2 rRNA genes are annotated in these 3,249 nt (G+C 48.5%); both read right to left on the bottom strand.

Annotated features, from left to right (window positions below):
* Window positions 1-106: ribosomal RNA gene (gene rrf, locus KTJ72_RS06960) — 5S ribosomal RNA — on the bottom strand; the annotation flags it as partial.
* A 69-nt stretch (window positions 107-175) separates the two neighbouring features.
* Window positions 176-3,094, bottom strand: a 23S ribosomal RNA gene (locus tag KTJ72_RS06955).
* Window positions 3,095-3,249 lie beyond the last annotated feature (155 nt).

The raw sequence follows: 3,249 nt of genomic DNA, 5'->3' as shown, positions 1-3,249 counted from the left end.
TCCTACCCTTGCAGAGGGCGATCCCTCAACTACTATCGGCGTTTAGAAGCTTAACTTCTGTGTTCGGCATGGGAACAGGTGTATCCTTCTAGCTATCGCCACCACACTATTTATCTGAAAGAACTTCGTTCTCTCAAAACTAGATATTATTTATTTCTTCCGATTACTACCTTACTTGGTTAAGTCCTCGACCAATTAGTACTAGTCCGCTCCATACATCACTGCACTTCCACTTCTAGCCTATCTACCTAATCATCTCTTAGGGGTCTTACTTCCATAAAGGAATGGGAAATTTCATCTTGAGGTCGGTTTCACACTTAGATGCTTTCAGCGTTTATCTCATCCATACATAGCTACCCAGCGATGCCCCTGGCGGGACAACTGGTACACCAGCGGTATGTCCATCTCGGTCCTCTCGTACTAGAGACAGCTCCCCTCAAATTTCCTACGCCCGCGACGGATAGGGACCGAACTGTCTCACGACGTTCTGAACCCAGCTCGCGTACCGCTTTAATGGGCGAACAGCCCAACCCTTGGGACCAACTACAGCCCCAGGATGCGATGAGCCGACATCGAGGTGCCAAACCTCCCCGTCGATGTGAACTCTTGGGGGAGATAAGCCTGTTATCCCCAGGGTAGCTTTTATCCGTTGAGCGATGGCCCTTCCATACGGTACCACCGGATCACTAAGCCCGACTTTCGTCCCTGCTCGACCTGTCTGTCTCGCAGTCAAGCTCCCTTTTGCCTTTACACTCGAAGAATGATTTCCAACCATTCTGAGGGAACCTTTGGGCGCCTCCGTTACTGTTTAGGAGGCGACCGCCCCAGTCAAACTGCCAATCAGACACTGTCTCCCACCACGATAAGTGGTGCGGGTTAGAGTGTTAGCACAGCGAGGGTAGTATCCCAACAATGCCTCCACCGAAACTAGCGTCCCGGTTTCCACGGCTCCTACCTATCCTGTACAAGCTATGTCAACACCCAATATCAAATTACAGTAAAGCTCCATGGGGTCTTTCCGTCCTGTCGCGGGTAACCTGCTTCTTCACAGGTATCTCAATTTCACCGAGTCTCTCGTTGAGACAGTGCTCAGATCGTTACGCCTTTCGTGCGGGTCGGAACTTACCCGACAAGGAATTTCGCTACCTTAGGACCGTTATAGTTACGGCCGCCGTTTACTGGGGCTTCGTTTCTGGGCTTCGCCGAAGCTAACTCATCCACTTAACCTTCCAGCACCGGGCAGGCGTCAGCCCCTATACTTCATCTTACGATTTTGCAGAAACCTGTGTTTTTGATAAACAGTCGCCTGAGCCTTTTCACTGCGGCTGCACTTGCGTGCAGCACCCCTTCTCCCGAAGTTACGGGGTCATTTTGCCGAGTTCCTTAACGAGAGTTCACTCGCTCACCTTAGGATACTCTCCTTGACTACCTGTGTCGGTTTGCGGTACGGGTAGTTAATTACTCACTAGAAGCTTTTCTCGGTAGCGTGACATGGCCCACTTCTCTACTTTATTTCGATCCTCATCACAGCTTGTCAACACGGTCACAAGCATTTCACTCATTACCTGACTTACTGCTTGAACGCACATATCCAACAGTGCGCACAGGTTAGCCTTCTACGTCCCTCCATCGCTCAAACATAATTAACTAGTACAGGAATCTCAACCTGTTATCCATCGCCTACGCCTCTAGGCCTCGGCTTAGGTCCCGACTTACCCTGGGAGGACGAGCCTTCCCCAGGAAACCTTAGTCAATCGGTGGAATAGATTCTCACTATTCTTTCGCTACTCATACCGGCATTCTCACTTCTAAGCGCTCCAGCAGTCCTTACGGTCTACCTTCGTTGCCCTTAGAACGCTCTCCTATCACATGACTACGTCATGTCCACAATCTCGGTAATATGCTTAGCCCCGGTAAATTTTCGGCGCAGAATCACTCGACTAGTGAGCTATTACGCACTCTTTAAATGGTGGCTGCTTCTGAGCCAACATCCTAGTTGTCTATGCAACTCCACATCCTTTTCCACTCAGCATATATTTAGGGACCTTAATTGGTGGTCTGGGCTGTTCCCCTTTCGACGGTGGATCTTATCACTCATCGTCTGACTCCCGGACATATAAATCGATGGTATTCGGAGTTTATCTGAATTTAGTAACCCATGACGGGCCCCTCACCCAAACAGTGCTCTACCTCCATGATTCTAAGTCCGAGGCTAGCCCTAAAGCTATTTCGGAGAGAACCAGCTATCTCCAAGTTCGTTTGGAATTTCACCGCTACCCACATTTCATCCCAGCACTTTTCAACGTACACGGGTTCGGCCCTCCGGTGCGTTTTACCGCACTTTCAGCCTGAACATGGGTAGATCACCTGGTTTCGGGTCTATCCCAACATACTGTAACGCCCTATTCAGACTCGCTTTCGCTACGGCTCCGGACTTTTCGCCTTAACCTTGCATGTTAGCATAACTCGCCGGTTCATTCTACAAGAGGCACGCCATCACCCATTAACGGGCTCTGACTGCTTGTAGGCACATGGTTTCAGGAACTATTTCACTCCCCTTCCGGGGTGCTTTTCACCTTTCCCTCACGGTACTGGTTCACTATCGGTCACTAGGGAGTATTTAGCTTTGGGAGATGGTCCTCCCGGATTCCGACGACGTTTCACGTGTGTCGCCGTACTCAGGATCCTGAACTGAGGTTAATTGATTTCGCCTACGGGGCTATCACCCTGTATCGCTTAACTTCCCAGATAATTCGACTATCAATTAACTTGGTAACTCAAATGTTCAGTCCTACAACCCCAAAGAGCAAGCTCTTTGGTTTGAGCTGTTCCCCGTTCGCTCGCCGCTACTTAGGGAATCGAAATTTCTTTCTCTTCCTGTGGGTACTTAGATGTTTCAGTTCCCCACGTCTGCCCCCAAACTAGATATGTATTCTCTAGCTGGTGATAATCGATTAAGATTATCGAGTTTCCTCATTCGGAAATCTCCGGATCAAAGCTTACGTACAGCTCCCCGAAGCATATCGGTGTTAGTCCCGTCCTTCATCGGCTCCTAGTGCCAAGGCATCCACCATGCGCCCTTCATAACTTAACCTATTTCATCACTACGTGATGTTTGGTTAGTTGAGTATTTACGAATAAACTAATATTTTAAAACTCAAAATAACGCGGTGTTCTCGGTTGAAATTGTATTTTTATACAAATTCAATATAGAAATTAAATAATATCTAGTTTTCAAAGAACCAAGTA

The organism is Apilactobacillus waqarii, assembly GCF_019061205.1.
In the GTDB taxonomy this organism is placed as follows: Bacteria; Bacillota; Bacilli; order Lactobacillales; family Lactobacillaceae; genus Apilactobacillus; species Apilactobacillus waqarii.
Note: the sequence above shows the minus strand (reverse complement) of the source record. Positions and strands in the feature narration are given on the sequence as shown.